Genomic DNA, 14,612 nt, shown 5'->3' with positions numbered 1-14,612 from the left:
TTTATAAAGGTAGGAATTAAAAAGGAGGAACTATATTGAATTTTTCAACTATACCTTGGGAATTAGTATTACCAATTATTATTTTACAATTCATTTTAATGTTGGTAGCCTTTATTGACCTTATAAGAATATATGCAACAAATGGTCCTAAGTGGCTATGGGCAATAATTATATTAATATCTGGAATATTAGGTTCTATTTTATATTTTATAGTGGGGAGACGTAACGAATGACAATATTATTAAGCGTAGAATCACTAACAAAAGAATATGGAAGAGAAACAGTAGTTCGAGATGTATCCTTTTCATTGATGAAAAATACTTCTACTGCTTTGATTGGGCCTAATGGGGCGGGTAAAACGACTACTCTCTCTATGCTGACAGGTCTTGTGGAGCCAAAATTTGGTGATATTAAGTTAGATGGAAATAAGAGTGATCTTAGGAGCATGATTGGTTTTTTACCGCAGTATCCTAAATTTTTTTCGTGGCTCACAGCACTTGAGTTTACCGAGATGACAGCAAAATTAAGTGGGATAGAGACGAGAACGGCCAAATTAGAAGCAGAGAAAATATTAGATTTTGTAGGTTTAGAAAAAGCAAAGAAGAAAAAAATAGGAACATTTTCTGGTGGAATGAAACAAAGGTTAGGATTAGCACAGGCTATTGTACACCAACCATCCCTCCTTTTGTTAGATGAGCCAGTATCGGCTTTGGACCCAGTAGGTAGACGAGAGATATTGAATCTCTTAAAGGAGCTTCAAGAAAAAACGACTATCCTATATTCCACGCATATTTTAAATGATGCAGAGGAAATGACAGATCAACTATTATTTTTAAGAAACGGAGAACTAGTCGAACAAGGATCTCTATCGATGGTTCGTGAAAAGTATGCCAATCCAATGATTAAAGTTTTTTTCTCTAACGAGCAAGATTCTGGAAGGTTTGTGAGTAGTTCCCCATGGAAAGCCATTCAAAAAGGGAAATCTGTCTGGATTCCTTTACGAGGAATGGAGCCTGAAATGAGAGAGATTCTAGCGTATGTTGCCCTGGATGACTGGAATATCCAAAAGATAGAGAAGGCTGCAGCTAATCTCGAGGAAATATTTATGCAGGTGGTGAACAAACAATGAGGACATTTCTAGTGTTATTTCAAAAGGAATGGAGAGAAAATACTCGTAATTTCAAACTTCTATGGATTCCTCTCGTATTTGTTCTCTTTGGAATTACTGAGCCAGTAGCTAATTACTATATGCCACAGATTTTAAGCTCTGTTGGCAATCTACCAGAGGGTACAGTCATTCAATTCCCTCCAATGACGCCTGAGCAAATACTAATGTCCACCATTAATCAATATCAATTAATCGGAATGCTAGTAGTGACATTAGCGTTTGCAGGGCTAGTATCTAGGGAACGAAAAAATGGAACAGCTACTTTGTTATATGTTCGGCCTATTTCATTTACCGACTATGTAAGTAGCAAACTAGCTGTAATGAGTATAATCGTTGTAGGAAGTTTTATTATAGGAATTATGGCAAGTCTATATTATACGTCGATTCTTTTTGGAACAATTGAATTCTCCAGCTTCTTTGGATTTTCAGGTACTTATATCATATGGCTTTTATTTGTCGTAAGTATTGTTTTGTTTTCAAGCGCTGCATTCTCTACAGGGATTGCTTCTACCATATCTGTCATTTTGGTAATATTTGTTCAGTTTGTAGATGGATTGTTAGGCACATACTGGACTATCTCTCCATGGAAGCTACCGATGTATGCGGGGCTAGTCTTAAATGGGGATATACCACAGAGTTCTTTCATGTGGAGCATGTTAATCACTATATTGGTAATTGGCATTTTACTGATTGGAGCAGTGTATTTTGCTAAAAAGAATATATTTAAAGCAAAAATATAATACGAGGTGACTAAAGCATGGAGTTACGTAACTCGGATCGTTTCATTACATCCTATAACCGTTTAGACAAAATCATGAGAGAGATGGTTGGTACGCAGGAGCACCTATCTTTTTTTAGGCTAATTGACTTCGCGAAAAAGAAGAACGCTATTATTAGAAGATATGAAGCAGATTTACGAGAGTATGGCGATTTAAGAAATGCCATTGTACATCATAGAACAACAATGGAATATGCTATAGCTGAACCTCATGAAGAGGTCGTAGCAAGGATGGAAGAACTAGAGGGCGCTCTTAGTAAACCTATAACTGTGGCTCAAATGTTCTCAGGTAATGTGACTACCTTTCAAGAAACAGATTCTTTAATCTATGCACTAAAGATTATTAAGGACAAAAAATATAATCAGTTTCCTGTATATAGTGATGATAAATTTAAGGGGCTCATTACACCTGTAGGGATTACTATGTGGATGGCAAGTGAGGCTGAATCCGAGAACTTCTCCCGAAAAAAAGCTACTTTGGGTGAAATTCTGAAGCATGAAAGTAATAGAGAGAATCATCGGTTTGTAGAAGCTGATATGTCTGTCTATGAGGCGCTGGAAATATTCAAATCTGCAATTGGAAGAGGGAAGAGATTAGAAGCTCTTCTCATTACCAAGAATGGAAAATTAAGCAATCAATTAATTGGAATTGTAACTCCGATGAGTATGATGAAAATTCAATAATTCTTTTCTATAATTAGATGACTATTTTACCTTTTATAACGTAAAATGGAAATAGACATGATTTTCTCATGTAATTATAATAGGGAATGGAGGAATTGATTTGAACACATATGAAGAGGAGCAGCTACAAAAGTACAAACCAGAAGGCTCGACTTCAAAGACTTCTACTGAGATGTCCGTAGGAGATTGGCTAATTACAATGCTTATTATGATTATTCCAATCGCCAATTTAGTTATGCTGTTTATCTGGGGGTTTGGAAATCCAGATCCAAGACGTAACTATGCACGAGCAACACTTATTTGGATGGCTATTTCTATAGTGTTAACTATTTTGCTTTATGCTATTATAATTTTCTTTGTTTTTTCAGCCACTAGTGGAATGAACTAGCACTTATTTCCTGGGAAATAAGAAAAGTCGACAAATTTAGCAATCCCCATATAAATGTATGGGGATTATTTTGAATCTCACGTGAACAACCTCTTTGTACATACAAACTAGGAGATTTTAGATGAAAAAATGGATTTTTTTATTAGTAGTAATATTAGCTGTGGCGCTTTACATAGGGAACACTCGCGTAAGTATTAACGAAGTTACAATTGAATCAGAAAAGATTCCAGCTAGCTTTAATGATTGGACAATACTACAAATTTCAGACTTACATGATGCAACATTTGGGGAAAAACAAGTTAAACTCGTCAATAAGATTAAGGACATAAACCCGGACATTATTTTTATAACGGGTGATATAATTGACAGCAATCGCTATGACTTACAGAATAGTCTAGATTTAGTCAATCAAATTATTAATATAGCACCAGTTTACTATGTTACAGGGAATCATGAAATTGCCACCAATGATGTAAATCATATTAAAACTTCCTTACAGAATGTGGGTGTCCATGTTTTAACCAATGAAGAAGAAATGATGGAATATAACGGTGAAAAGATGCGTATTATCGGCATTGAAGACCCCTTAAGCGGTTTCTCAGTTAATGAGCAGCTTAAGCGGTTTGAAGATAGCGAGGATTATACGCTAGTGCTGTCCCACCGACCAGAGGTATTTCAAGACTATGTAGATTATAAAATGGATTTAGTGTTCTCTGGTCATGCGCATGGAGGCCAATTCCGAATTCCCGGATTAGGAGGTTTAGTTGCTCCTGGGCAGGGAGTGTTTCCTAAATATACATCAGGAACCTATGAAGCAGAGGATACAACAATGATTGTAAGCCGTGGTTTAGGTAACAGTTTGGTACCTATTCGTGTATTTAATACTCCTGAGTTAGTCGTTGTCACATTAAAAAGTAAGTAAAACCCCCTGCAAATTTCACATTTAGAGTGAATAAAAGCAGGGGGTTTTATATTTATTTATCTACTATTTGAAATGTCTCTAGTATACTTCGGAAATTCGAACCGTGACCTTCAGCAGCTTCTAGAAAATACTTCTGTGTAATAACAAAGCTGCCACCATTACCATTGTCAATGATATAAATGTCGCCGACCGGACTATCCCAATTAGTTAACCCCGTAGTATCATGGCTAATTGCGTGCAACCAGTATCCTCTCACTGGTTCTGTAACAGTTTCTGTTTCTTTCGGACTGGTATAATCCAATTCTATTTGTTTTTCTAAAATGGGGAGCAGCTCATCCGGTGTTTGATCTTTGATTTGTTCAAATTTCATAGAAACCTCTGGATACTTTTCCTCTAAAGGCTCTCTTGTTGTAAGAACGTCCGACTGGTCGCCTACGATTAGCTTATAACGATCTTCGTCAAAGTTAATCGTGTAATGCACTTGCTTGTCAGTGCTTTCCTGTTCCCGCTCCGTCATAATTGCCTCTTGATTCTCCTCGGATACTTCCTTGTCGGGAGCTTCAACATTGCTAAATACATTTGGGACAAAAACAATTAATAGTACGACACATGCAATTAGGACAAGGGTTAAAATAAGATACTTTTTTTTCATATTTCACTCTCCTCCTTTTATTAAAGGATTATTGACTTGACTAGTACAATTCAAAAGTGTGTAAAGTATTAGACGCGAAATATGGAAAAAAGTAACTATAAAAATGGAGAATTATTATTTGAACCAACCTTTTTCTTTAAAACGAGAGATTGCTTCAATTCGATTACCCACTTGAAGCTTTTCTAAAATCACTGATATATAATTTCGGACAGTCCCTGTTGTAATGAAAAGCTCATTTGCAATTTCTTTTGTATTTTTGCCATCGGCAATTAGTTCAAGAACTTGGCTCTCTCTTTCGGTTAAAGGATTCTCTTCTTCAAAGGCCATATCTACTAATTCTGGAGCATAAATTCTGCGGCCATCCATAATTATACGGATAGAATTTGCGAGCTCCTCACTAGGACTATCCTTTAAAAGATAACCATTAACTCCTGCTTTACGTGCTCTTTCAAAATATCCTGAGCGGGCAAAGGTAGTTAATATAATTACCTTACAAGGGTTATCTTTTAACTCTTCCGCAGCATCTAGTCCACTTTTAATAGGCATTTCAATATCCATAATACAAATATCAGGTTGAAGCTGTTGAATAAGTTTAAGAGCTTCCTCTCCATTATTTGCTTTACCGATTACTTCCATGTCTTCTTCTAGATTGAGAAGAGAGCCAAGTGCCCCTAACACCATCCGTTGATCTTCAGCTATAACAATTCGTATCATGTCTAATCCTCCTGCCGTGTTTGTAATATTACATTTGGAACTCGTATATTGATGGTAGTGCCATTTTTTGAATAGATATCAAGACTGCCATTTACAAATTCCAATCGTTCCTTAATACCTTGCAATCCATGTCCTTTAATCCAATCCTTACTAAGATCTAAACCCTTGCCATTGTCATGTACCTTCAGTAGGGTTTCTTTAGCAGACTGCTTGAGAGAAATCGAACACGATGTAGCTCCACTATGTTTTACTACATTCGTGACTGTTTCCTTCAGACACATACTTAGCATATTTTCTACAATTGGAGGGAGTTTAACAGTGTTGAGAGAACCACTAAACTTACAAGAAATTTCCGCCGCGTTTAATATTTGTTGCACTCGATAAATCTCATCCTCTAATTTAGTACCCCGCATGTTTGTAACTAATTCCCGTACTTCCTTCAAAACGGAACGTGCAGTCTGGTGAATATCTTGAATTTCATGCTTGGCTGCCTCAGGGTCCTTATCCATTAATCTTCCAGCTAAGTCGCTTTTCAATCCTATCATTGATAGCTTTTGACCAAGCGTATCGTGTAAATCTCTTGCTATTCTTTCTCGTTCCTCTATAACCATATACTGAGCAATCCGTTTATTAGCATCCTCTAATTGGCCCTCTAACATTTCTCGTTTATGTCGATTATAGCTGCTAAAAGGCAATAGGATTACACCAAGCATACATATGACTAAAAATGGCCATTGAGAGATAAATAGCTCTATTTCTACAAAGAAACCAATGATGACTACAGTTAAGGTTGCAACAATATTTAAGCTATATATTAAAAAGAAGCCTACCTTTTGTGTGATATTACCAATAAAGAAAGAAAGAAAAATAGAAAAGTATATATAGCCGTAAAAGAAGGTCATAAATAAGCTAATCGTAATTTCAATAGCTAAACAAACGTATAAAAACCAACCTGTAGACTTAAAGGAAAGACGATATGCAAGAAAGAATATACCGGTTAAGAGTAAGCCGAAAATAATTTCTGAAAGCTCATTGGAACGAAAGATGAAGAAGAAAGGGAAGATACAAAATACTACCCAAGCATAAATACTTAACCAGGGAGATTTAGGGAAAATTTGATACCACTTTGTCATTTATAAGACACCTCTCGCATATACGCTTTCCTACATTATAATAGAAAAACCATTCCCTCGTAAAAAGGAATGGTTAAATTAGGGATTTATTTTCCTTCAAATGTTGTATTTTTAGCATTTAGATTGGATTGCTTCAGCAAATGCTTAATCTCTTTAAAGCTTACAAAGCTTTTATTTTCTTCATCAAACAAACGGAAATGAATGGACTGTAAGCTAGTACGAAGATTGATGGTTGTTGCCTTGTGTAAAGGTGGTGTCGATTCATGTGCTTTTTCTAAATTGTAATTAGGAACTCTTGGACTTAGATGGTGCACATGATGAAAGCCGATATTGCCAGTTACCCATTGTAGTACACGTGGTAACTTGTAATAAGAGCTTCCTTCGATGGCAGCTTTCACATAATCCCATTCTTTCTCATCCTCGAAATAGGAATCCTCAAACTGATGTTGTACGTAGAATAACCAAATACCTAATGCTCCTGCTACAAAAAGAATAGTTCCTTGAATAATTGCAAAGGCTTGCCAGCCAATCATCCAAATCATGAAAGAATAAATTGCAATCACTGAAATGTTAATGATATACGTATTATTACGCTCTTTTCCTCGAGCGCCTTTACGATTAAAACGATTACTTACTAAAAATAGTAATGCAGGTCCTAAGCCAAACATAACGATAGGATTGCGATATAGTCGATAAGAAAGTCGCTTCATAGGTGAAGCCTCTACATACTCTTCAACGGTCATCATCCAAATATCGCCGACTCCACGTTTATCTAGGTTACCGCTAGTTGCATGATGAATATTATGCTCGCGTTTCCACTTTTCGTAAGCAAACAATGTGATAATACCAGTGATAGTTCCTGTTATATTGTTAGCTTTTTTATTTTTAAAGAAGGATCCGTGTGTGCAATCATGAAAGATAATAAATATACGAACGACAAATCCTGCAGCAATGACAGACAATCCAACAGTCAGCCATACAGAAATGTCGAGGCTTAAATAGGCTAAAAACCAGAGGATAAAAAATGGTGGAATCGTATTAACCAACTGGACGATACTTTTCTTTAACTCGGAATTTTCAAATGGCTTTACATTTTTACGTAACTCGAGTGTTTTTTCTCTACTCATTATTATTCCTCCTACATATAGAACTTGTTAGGTTAACTATATAGAAGTGTTGGTATTAGGAGTAGGCATAAACGTCAAGTCAACACTATGACAAATATCATATAGGACAATATATAGAAAAAGAGCTAACCGTAGATATGCGGTTAGCCCTTTGCTTATTTTTTACTACGTTCTTCTTTTAACAATCGAACTGTTTCATCGAATTCTTTTTCAATCTCTGCATTAGGCTTGTAGGTTAACAAGCTTACTACAACAGTGAAAATAAGAGCTAAAAGGAAACCTGGAACAATTTCATATAATGTATCTGAAAGTGTTTCGTTAGTACCCCAAATGACAACAGTTATTGCCCCGATGACCATTCCCCATACTGCGCCTTGTGAAGTTAGCTTTCTCCAATACAAAGAAAGTAAAATAACCGGTCCGAAAGCAGCTCCAAAACCAGCCCAAGCAAAGGAAACAAGTTTCAAGATAGTAGACTCTTGATCCCAACCAATTACCAAGGCTATTATAGATACAACTAGTACCGCAAGGCGTCCATATAAAACATATGTTTTATCAGAAGCATCTGTTTTAATCACTGCTTTGTACAAATCTTCTATTAGAGCCGAAGAAGTAACTATTAGCTGAGATGAGATGGTACTCATTACTGCAGCTAAAATAGCAGCTAGCATAATGCCTGCAATAAATGGATGGAATATAATTTGCCCAAGAGCAATAAATACAGTTTCAGGATTATCTAAACTAAGGTTTGGATTTTGTTGATAATATGCAACTCCAACTAAAGAAGTTCCAATTGCTCCAGCTAAACTTAAAATCATCCAACCGATACCGATGCGACGAGCTTGTTTAGTTTCTTTTACAGAGCTTATAGCCATAAAACGAACAATGATATGAGGCTGCCCAAAGTAGCCAAGTCCCCATGCAACGGCAGAAACAATTCCAACAAAGGTAGTACCTGCAAATAAGCTAAGATGAGTAGGATCTACTGCTTTTATCGATTCTACAGTTTCACTTAACCCACCAGTTGTAAATACTCCAACTATTGGAACAGCTATTAAAGCAAGGAACATGAGAAGACCTTGAAGGAAATCTGTGTAACTAACTGCAAGGAAGCCCCCAAATAGTGTATAGGCTACTGTTACTCCCGATACAATTAACAGACCCGTGTGGTAGTCTAATCCAAAAGAGCTTTCAAAGAAAACTCCGCCTGAAACCATTCCTGAAGATACATAAAATGTAAAGAATAAAAGAATAATCAGGCCGGAAGCCACTCGTAGTAAACGAGAAGATTGCTTTAAACGACTTTCTAAGTAACTTGGAATAGTAATGGAATCATTGGAAACTTGTGTGTATACACGTAATCGTGGAGCCACATATAACCAGTTTAAATATGCTCCAATGGTTAAACCAATCGCTATCCAAGCTTCTCCCATCCCACTAAGATATATTGCTCCGGGTAACCCCATCAATAACCAACCAGACATATCGGCAGCTCCTGCACTTAATGCAGTAACAGCTGGACCGAGTGAACGTCCGCCTAGCATATAATCTGTCAAATTAACCGTCTTTCTGTACGAATAATAACCAATAGCAAGCATGGCCACCATATATATGGCTATGGCTATTATTTGATAAGTTTCTGCTGACATATAACATCCTCCTCTGGTCATAATCATAACATTTTTACTTTTTAACTTCATTAGGAAATCTTAGCAAGTTAATATAACCTGTTATTTATAAATGATAAAATAGATATAAATAAACATACTAACTTTATATAGGAGGGTATTTTCTCTTGAAAATATTTCACACAGCAGACTGGCATTTAGGTAAATTAGTACAAGGTATCTATATGACCGAAGATCAGAGACTTGTGCTAGCCCAGTTTTTAAAAGCAATAGATGAAGAAAAACCAGATGTGGTGATTATAGCTGGTGATTTGTATGACCGAGCTGTGCCACCTTCTGATGCTGTAAATTTATTGAATGATATACTGGCTGATATCGTGTTAAAACATCAGACTCCTGTACTAAGCATCGCTGGAAATCATGACAGCCCAGGTCGTTTGAACTTTGGTAGCAACATTATGAAAGAAACTGGTTTACATATAGTGGGACAACTAACAAAAGAACTTACATCAGTGACAATAAATGATGACTATGGAGAAGTAGAGTTTCATCTAGTACCGTATATGGATCCTTCACAGGTTCGATTTATAATGGAGGATGAGACAATTACTAGTCATCAGCTAGCTATGAAAAAAATAGTGGAAGAAATAGAATTACAAATGGATTCTACTAAAAGACATGTATTAGTAGGACATGCCTTTGTTACACCTCAAGGACAAGAGGAGGAAAATACTAGTGAGTCAGAAAGACCACTAGCAATTGGAGGAGCCGAGTATGTCGACGCTTCTCTATTTAAGAACTTTCATTACACGGCATTAGGCCATCTTCATCAAGCACATTATGTGCAAAATGAAACCATTCAATACGCCGGATCACCTTTAAAATATTCAATATCAGAGGAACATCATAAAAAAGGTTTTTTAATAGTAGAACTTGATAAAGAGGGTAATTTAAAGGTAGAAAAGAGGCTGCTAATCCCTAACAGAGATATGCGTACAGTGGAAGGCTATTTAACTGACATTCTTCAGCACCCGACAAGTGAGGATTATATTTTTGTTAAGTTGCTAGACGATACACCAGTACTTTCGCCAATGGAGCAAATTCGAACTGTGTATCCTAATGCGATGCATGTAGAAAGAAAGGTATTTCAATCCATTGGATTAGGTAAAACAGAAGAACAGATAAGCCGCCATAAAATGGATGACTTTATGTTATTTGAATCGTTTTATGAGGAGATAAGGGGACAAGCTCCGGCAGAGGAAACTAAGGAGCTATTTAAGGGAGTGCTTTCCGGCTTAATGCTTGAAGAGAGAGAAGGAGGGAGCGGAGCATGAAGCCAATTCAATTGAAAATGACCGCATTCGGTCCTTATAAATTTACAGAAACCATTAACTTTTTGGATTTGAAGGACCATCGCCTATTTGTTATATCAGGAGCTACTGGAGCGGGGAAGACTACTATATTTGATGGCATAAGCTTTGCTCTATATGGCTCCGGAAGCGGGGAAGATAGAAAAGATACAAAAATGTTGCGAAGCGACTTTGCACTGGACAATACGCACACTTCTGTTGAATTGATTTTTGAAATATTTAATAGGAAATATCGTATTTTTAGACAGCTTCCTCATGTTAAAAAAGGAAATAAAAGCTCAACAGGTGAAAGATATGAGTTCTTTGAGATTAAGGAGACAGGAGAAGTACCTGTTGTCGAAAGACAAATAGTTTCAGAGATTAACAAAAAGGTTGAGGACATCATTGGGCTTACGCAAGATCAATTCAGCCAAATCGTCATGCTTCCCCAGGGGGAATTTAGGAAACTATTAACCTCTTCTACAGAAAACAAGGAAGCAATCCTTCGAAAAATTTTTAAAACCGAACCTTATAGAATGATTAATGAAAGGTTAAAAGAGAAAAAAGTAGTCGCTGAAGCTGAGCTTAAAAAAGAAGAAAGTACTCGCAATAGTTATTCCGAACAAATTGTGGCTTCGTTTCCGAAACGAGAATCTAGACTTTTTGAGTTACTGGAGGATGGTCAATTTAATATCTTCCAATTACAAGATGCCTTGCAGGAGGAGACTAAGTTTTACTGCCAAAAGATTAAAAAAGATGAAGTTTCCAGTGAGGAAGCATATGAAAATCAAATTGCCAAGCAGTCTGCATACTACAATGCTAAAAATACAAATATACAACTGGAAGATCTAGAGTTCAAAGAGCAGAAGTTACAACAGCTTCTTGGGCAGGAGATTGCGTATGTAGAAGAAGGAAAAAGGTTAGAGGCTGCAGAGAGAGCAAGCTCAATAGAAGCAATCGAAAACTACTATAGAGAAACAGTGACGGAAGAAAATCTAAAGGCAAGCCTAATGGAGAAAGCAAAGGAAGAGCTAGCTTTAAAGGCTAATTTCTTTAGCCAAATGGAGAAAGAATTTCTTCAAGAATCAAACAGGAAACAAGAGCGAGAGCTAAGTGTAAAGGCTTTAATCCAGCTAAATGCTCTACTGCCATTAATGGAAGAGCTAGAGCAAAAGAAAACGCAATTAAAAGAAACTGACGATAGCCAAAATAAATTAAAAGCACAGCTAGATTTAAAAATAGGCAAGTACCAGCAAGCTAAGGCAAGCATCCTTTTGTTGAAAGAGAAAAAAGAAGAACTAGAAGAGCGGGTCGATCTGTTAGATAACAAGGTTCAACAATATTCTCAGATTAAAGAGCATTATCAGCTAATGCAGGAATTTATACAGCAGGAGAAGACGTTTGAAGAATTGAAGCGTCTAGAAGAAACGGAAGAAAAAGTATTTCTGGAAGCCAAGCTAACACTTCAACATGAAGAGGAGAAATGGCTAACTAGCCAAGCAAGTATTCTGGCCTCTAAGCTCGTTGACGGGGAAGCTTGTCCTGTGTGTGGCAGTACCGAACATAAGCCAACTAGTACGCGAATTCATGAAGATATATTAAACGATGTCCAAATGCAAATGCTTAAAGGTAATTTAACCCAAAAGGAAACTAGCTTTTTAACCGTCCGTACCAAAAGAGAAAATGCTCAGGAAAATGTAGAAAAAATATTAGAGCAATTAGAAGAGCTTCAATTATCTATTTTAGAAATAGAGCAAGTGAAGATAGATGTTGAAAAGCTAGAAATAGAAATAGGAGAGCTGCGTTCCGATAAAGCAAACCTAAATTCCTTAAAAGAAGCATACAAAAAAAACTTAGAACAAATAGAGCAATTAGAAGATGAAAAAAATAATATAGAAAAATTATACCTTCAGATAAAAGGTGAATATGAGCAGGTAAAAGCAGTAGTAGATTCAAAACAGAGCTCTATTCCAAGTACAGTGGCTAATTTAGACGACCTACAGGACCAAATTAGAGCGGCTAAAAGATTTAAGGAGCAGCTAGAAGATACGTGGGAGCAAGTGCAAAAGAAATATAAAGAAGCTGAGGATTCGAATACGAAAGCTGAGATGAAGCTCGAGCATGCCATTCAATCTGCGAAGGAAGCCATACGCAAGAAAGAGAAGGCCGATCACCAGTTCAAAGAAGCATTATCTAAGGCGGGCTTTGAGACGATAAGAGCTTATGAGGAAGCAAAAATGGGTGAACGTGATCGAGAGACACTAAAGGAACGCTGTGAAGCTTACAAACAGGCAGTGCATACCTTTACTGAGCAAGTTAAGGATGGGCAGAAGAAGCTTGAAGGTAAAAGTAAGGCTGATTTAAAGTTACTTGAAGAGGAGTTAACTCACCTTAAAAATGCATACGAATCAGCGTTAAACACTCTAAACAGTACAAAGGAATACGTAAAAGCTGGAACAGAAATACAAGAAAAATTATCATTATCTAGCGAGCGTATAGCCAAATTAGAGCAACAAGTAGGTCATATCCTCGATTTGTATGATTTGCTTAGAGGGCAAAATCCTTTAAAGATCTCATTTGAACGATATATACAAATTGAGTACTTAGAGCAAATCATTCATGCAGCCAATGAGAGGCTGAAGTATTTATCGAATGGCCAGTACCAACTAATGAGAAGCGATAGACAGGAAACCCATGGGAAACAAAGTGGGCTTGGATTAGATGTATATGATGCCTATACCGGTCAAATTCGTGATGTAAAAACATTGTCAGGAGGAGAAAAGTTTAATGCCTCCCTATGCCTTGCTCTCGGTATGTCGGACGTCATCCAGGGTTATCGTGGAAGTGTAAGGATTGAAACGATGTTTATCGACGAAGGCTTTGGTTCTCTAGACGAGGAATCATTAAATAACGCAATAGATACACTAGTAGACCTTCAGAAATCTGGACGAATGGTTGGTGTAATTTCTCATGTTAGTGAGCTTAAGTCGGCCATTCCTGCGATTCTTGAAGTGGAAAAGCTAAAAGAAGGCTACAGCCAAACAAAATTTGTGATTAAGTAACGGGGGAGCACCATGGACATAGATCGACACTTCTTAGAGATGGCATTAGAGGAAGCAGAAAAAGCTTTAGAGGAGAATACCTATCCAGTTGGTTCGGTTATTGTAGATGAACATTTTAACCTCATTGCAAAAGGCAGAAACAGAGTGCATCCAAGTCAGGATATTACGGCACATGCTGAGATTGAAGCCATACGAAACGCAGGATCAGCAATGTTTGATGCTAAAATAAAAAACAAGAAGTTTACGCTTTATAGCTCACTCGAGCCATGCCCAATGTGTACGGGAGGAATATTGTTTGCTAAGATCCAGCGGGTAGTATGGCTACTAAATGATGACGAGGGATTCGGAGGATATAAGAGGCTAAGGGACACCTCCATCTTCCTAGAAAAATTTGACCGTATTGAAGTGATGGAAGAACCGTTTGAGGATCTAAAGCAAAGACAAATGATATTAATGAATAGCTGGAAGACAAACATTAATAATGTAACATCATTACGTAATAATTTGTCATAGAAGGAAAAAGACTTTAGCTCATGGAGGAAATGATGATGACTTTTCTAATGCAAAAGACGCTCGCAAAAATGCAATTAAGTTGAGTATCTTCCTTTTTTGAGTGAGACCTTACTTTAAGCAGTAAAAACGAAGCGGAAATCGATTAAATACATTATTCTTAACTTAAATACTTTAGCTCAAATGCTTTTATAATAATGCAAAAAACAGATAATGAGCTAAATTACCAATAGCACTTTAACATTTCTACTTAATGCATGATTGTAGCGAAAGGCGGCGACTCCAGTGGGATGAGTGAGACAGATAAGACATCACAAACGCGCGTGTAGAGAGCGGTGATGGCTTAAAGCTCACCCCACGGAAAGCTATCATATTTGATTACTTAGCCCTTATTATTATTTATTAGTTGAAGAAAGAATATGGATGGCTTTACTAATAAAATTACCGAAAAAGGTGTCTGGTCATATCACGACCAGACACCTTAAATTTAAAAGATA

At 36.8% G+C, this 14,612-nt stretch carries 14 protein-coding genes; 9 read left to right on the top strand and 5 right to left on the bottom strand.

The window, feature by feature from the left end:
* The first annotated feature begins 35 nt into the window (after positions 1-35).
* The 6 genes from D0S48_RS11725 to D0S48_RS11700 all read left to right on the top strand — a co-directional run bounded on the left by D0S48_RS11725 (position 36) and on the right by D0S48_RS11700 (position 3,940).
* On the top strand, positions 36-233 hold the full coding sequence (locus D0S48_RS11725) for a PLDc N-terminal domain-containing protein (RefSeq protein WP_225216048.1): 198 nt from the start codon (positions 36-38) through the stop codon (positions 231-233).
* Entirely contained in the window at positions 230-1,129 is a 900-nt protein-coding gene (locus D0S48_RS11720) for an ABC transporter ATP-binding protein (RefSeq protein WP_151111810.1), read from the top strand. The genes D0S48_RS11725 and D0S48_RS11720 overlap by 4 nt, the downstream gene beginning before the upstream one ends.
* Positions 1,126-1,908 (top strand): ABC transporter permease, encoded by a 783-nt coding sequence (locus D0S48_RS11715; RefSeq protein WP_144538271.1) that lies wholly within the window; start codon positions 1,126-1,128, stop codon positions 1,906-1,908. Before D0S48_RS11720 ends, D0S48_RS11715 begins: the two co-directional genes overlap by 4 nt.
* 17 nt (positions 1,909-1,925) lie before the next feature.
* Entirely contained in the window at positions 1,926-2,630 is a 705-nt protein-coding gene (locus D0S48_RS11710) for a CBS domain-containing protein (protein WP_144538272.1), read from the top strand.
* Between the two features lie 100 nt (positions 2,631-2,730).
* On the top strand, positions 2,731-3,018 hold the full coding sequence (locus tag D0S48_RS11705; RefSeq protein WP_222123068.1) for a hypothetical protein: 288 nt from the start codon (positions 2,731-2,733) through the stop codon (positions 3,016-3,018).
* A gap of 121 nt (positions 3,019-3,139) precedes the next feature.
* A complete protein-coding gene (locus D0S48_RS11700; RefSeq protein WP_151111808.1) occupies positions 3,140-3,940 on the top strand; it encodes a metallophosphoesterase in 801 nt (266 codons plus the stop codon).
* A 52-nt stretch (positions 3,941-3,992) separates the two neighbouring features.
* On the opposite strand, the gene D0S48_RS11695 is transcribed toward D0S48_RS11700, so the two are convergent.
* The 5 genes from D0S48_RS11695 to putP all read right to left on the bottom strand — a co-directional run bounded on the left by D0S48_RS11695 (position 3,993) and on the right by putP (position 9,215).
* Positions 3,993-4,592: a hypothetical protein gene (locus D0S48_RS11695; RefSeq protein ID WP_144538274.1), complete on the bottom strand. Its 600-nt coding sequence runs from the start codon at positions 4,590-4,592 to the stop codon at positions 3,993-3,995.
* Positions 4,593-4,706: 114 nt separating this feature from the next.
* Entirely contained in the window at positions 4,707-5,306 is a 600-nt protein-coding gene (locus D0S48_RS11690) for a response regulator transcription factor (protein WP_144538275.1), read from the bottom strand.
* A gap of 2 nt (positions 5,307-5,308) precedes the next feature.
* Positions 5,309-6,439: a sensor histidine kinase gene (locus D0S48_RS11685; RefSeq protein ID WP_144538276.1), complete on the bottom strand. Its 1,131-nt coding sequence runs from the start codon at positions 6,437-6,439 to the stop codon at positions 5,309-5,311.
* Between the two features lie 86 nt (positions 6,440-6,525).
* Positions 6,526-7,566, bottom strand: a complete 1,041-nt coding sequence (locus D0S48_RS11680) for a Delta(5) desaturase DesA (RefSeq protein ID WP_144538277.1) — start codon at positions 7,564-7,566, stop codon at positions 6,526-6,528.
* Positions 7,567-7,721: 155 nt separating this feature from the next.
* The gene (putP, locus tag D0S48_RS11675; protein WP_144538278.1) at positions 7,722-9,215 is read right to left on the bottom strand and encodes a sodium/proline symporter PutP; all 1,494 of its coding nucleotides are present in this window, start codon (positions 9,213-9,215) and stop codon (positions 7,722-7,724) included.
* Between the two features lie 146 nt (positions 9,216-9,361).
* Here putP and D0S48_RS11670 point away from each other — a divergent pair, with 146 nt between their 5' ends.
* Genes D0S48_RS11670 through D0S48_RS11660 form a run of 3 tightly spaced genes read left to right on the top strand, consistent with a single transcriptional unit; the run spans position 9,362 to position 14,118 of the window.
* Entirely contained in the window at positions 9,362-10,528 is a 1,167-nt protein-coding gene (locus D0S48_RS11670; RefSeq protein ID WP_151111806.1) for an exonuclease SbcCD subunit D, read from the top strand.
* Positions 10,525-13,605, top strand: a complete 3,081-nt coding sequence (locus tag D0S48_RS11665; protein ID WP_151111804.1) for an AAA family ATPase — start codon at positions 10,525-10,527, stop codon at positions 13,603-13,605. The genes D0S48_RS11670 and D0S48_RS11665 overlap by 4 nt, the downstream gene beginning before the upstream one ends.
* 12 nt (positions 13,606-13,617) lie before the next feature.
* On the top strand, positions 13,618-14,118 hold the full coding sequence (locus tag D0S48_RS11660; RefSeq protein WP_151111802.1) for a nucleoside deaminase: 501 nt from the start codon (positions 13,618-13,620) through the stop codon (positions 14,116-14,118).
* The last annotated feature ends 494 nt before the right edge of the window (positions 14,119-14,612 follow it).

The organism is Psychrobacillus sp. AK 1817, assembly GCF_008807035.1.
GTDB classification, from domain to species: domain Bacteria; phylum Bacillota; class Bacilli; order Bacillales_A; family Planococcaceae; genus Psychrobacillus; species Psychrobacillus faecigallinarum.
The sequence above is the reverse complement of the archived record's forward strand: the minus strand, read 5'-3'. Positions and strand labels throughout refer to the sequence as shown.

Coding starts and splice junctions, on each gene's coding strand:
- D0S48_RS11720 (WP_151111810.1), top strand. CDS start 230: ATGACAATATTATTAAGCGTAGAATCACTAACAAAAGAATATGGAAGA.
- D0S48_RS11715 (WP_144538271.1), top strand. CDS start 1,126: ATGAGGACATTTCTAGTGTTATTTCAAAAGGAATGGAGAGAAAATACT.
- D0S48_RS11710 (WP_144538272.1), top strand. CDS start 1,926: ATGGAGTTACGTAACTCGGATCGTTTCATTACATCCTATAACCGTTTA.
- D0S48_RS11700 (WP_151111808.1), top strand. CDS start 3,140: ATGAAAAAATGGATTTTTTTATTAGTAGTAATATTAGCTGTGGCGCTT.
- D0S48_RS11695 (WP_144538274.1), bottom strand. CDS start 4,592: ATGAAAAAAAAGTATCTTATTTTAACCCTTGTCCTAATTGCATGTGTC.
- D0S48_RS11690 (WP_144538275.1), bottom strand. CDS start 5,306: ATGATACGAATTGTTATAGCTGAAGATCAACGGATGGTGTTAGGGGCA.
- D0S48_RS11685 (WP_144538276.1), bottom strand. CDS start 6,439: ATGACAAAGTGGTATCAAATTTTCCCTAAATCTCCCTGGTTAAGTATT.
- D0S48_RS11680 (WP_144538277.1), bottom strand. CDS start 7,566: ATGAGTAGAGAAAAAACACTCGAGTTACGTAAAAATGTAAAGCCATTT.
- putP (WP_144538278.1), bottom strand. CDS start 9,215: ATGTCAGCAGAAACTTATCAAATAATAGCCATAGCCATATATATGGTG.
- D0S48_RS11665 (WP_151111804.1), top strand. CDS start 10,525: ATGAAGCCAATTCAATTGAAAATGACCGCATTCGGTCCTTATAAATTT.
- D0S48_RS11660 (WP_151111802.1), top strand. CDS start 13,618: ATGGACATAGATCGACACTTCTTAGAGATGGCATTAGAGGAAGCAGAA.